This is a genomic window from Microcystis sp. LE19-10.1B, from assembly GCF_027530565.1.
GTDB lineage: Bacteria > Cyanobacteriota > Cyanobacteriia > Cyanobacteriales > Microcystaceae > Microcystis > Microcystis aeruginosa.
The window spans coordinates 1-1,190 of sequence record NZ_JAPZQM010000325.1 but is presented as its reverse complement, the minus strand read 5'-3'; the positions used below and the strand labels follow the sequence as shown (position 1 = coordinate 1,190).

1 protein-coding gene and 1 pseudogene are annotated in these 1,190 nt (G+C 42.4%); both read left to right on the top strand.

Annotation, left to right across the window (positions count from 1 at the left end; genetic code table 11):
- Positions 1–457, top strand: a pseudogene (locus O9332_RS11560) (ISAzo13 family transposase); the annotation flags it as partial.
- Positions 458–478: 21 nt separating this feature from the next.
- Positions 479–844 carry an ISAzo13-like element transposase-related protein gene (locus O9332_RS11555; RefSeq protein ID WP_353853428.1) on the top strand — a complete coding sequence of 122 codons (366 nt, stop codon included), beginning with the start codon at positions 479–481 and terminating at the stop codon, positions 842–844.
- Positions 845–1,190: the final 346 nt, after the last annotated feature.

Sequence of the window (1,190 nt, the reverse complement as noted above, 5' to 3'; positions counted from 1 at the left end):
ACTCTCAACTATGGTAACTGAACTGACTGAAAAAATCAAATCAAGCTTGAAAGATGCGGCAAAAAAGCTGACAGGTTTTAAGAAAAGGGCTTTTATGGCGCAAGTAACTATAGACTATTTTAACTCTTCGCCGCGCCGGGCTGAAACAGAATTGGGATGGTCTAGGCAGGCAATAGCAACGGGATTGAAAGAGCTAGAAACTGGAATTATTTGCGTTGATAATTATCGTGCTAGGGGGAGAAAAAAAACGGAGGAACTGCTGCCAAACTTAGAGGCAGATATTAAAAGTTTAGTGGAGATGTCCTCGCAAGCAGACCCTAAATTCCCATCAACTTTTGCCTTTACTAAAATCAGTGCCAGAGAGGTAAGAGAGGCATTAAAAGAAGAAAAAGGCTATCGAGATGAACAATTGCCCTCTCGTCAAACCATTGGAGATATTTTGAATCGAATGGGCTAGAGTTTAAAAAAAACACAAAAAATAAAACCGCTCAAAAAAATTCCAGAAACTGAGGCAATTTTTGCTAACGTAGCTCAAGCCAATCAAGCCGCTGACAACCAGACTAAATCTTTGAGAATTTCCTTGGATAGCAAAGCTAAAGTTAAGATAGGCAATTTATCTCGTGAGGGGAAAGCCCGCTATCTCGAGCCATTAAAAGCTGATGATCATGATAGGGAATGGACGGCTGTTTTAGTCCCTTTAGGAATTCTAGATGTGAGGGGAGAACGCCTGTCAATTTATTTCGGTCAATCGGCTGAAACCTCAGATTTTGTAGCAGATTGTTTAGAGTTGTGGTGGCAAGAAAATCAAGCAATCTATCCAGGGTTTAGAAGAATTAGTCATTGATTTAGATGGAGGAGCCGCCACTCGCAGCAACCGCACTCAATTTATCAAAAGAATGGTAGAATTTGCCCAAAAAACCCAGTGGCAAATACGGCTCATCTAAGCTAAACGGCGCTTAACCTGCATGATCCAATAGCTATAACCCTTTTGGAGTCTATATCGGTGATCCGAAGTAAAAGCCGTTTAGCTTACTACCCGCCTTACCATAGTAACCCACATTCCGCACCCTAAGTGTCACAACGTCTCAAAAGAGGAAGGGGCGTGAGTCAAAATACTTATCTAGAGGAGTGAGTTGGCGGCAAGCTGCCGGCAACTAAGCCGAAAATTTCAGAGTTCCCCCGGTCATTCT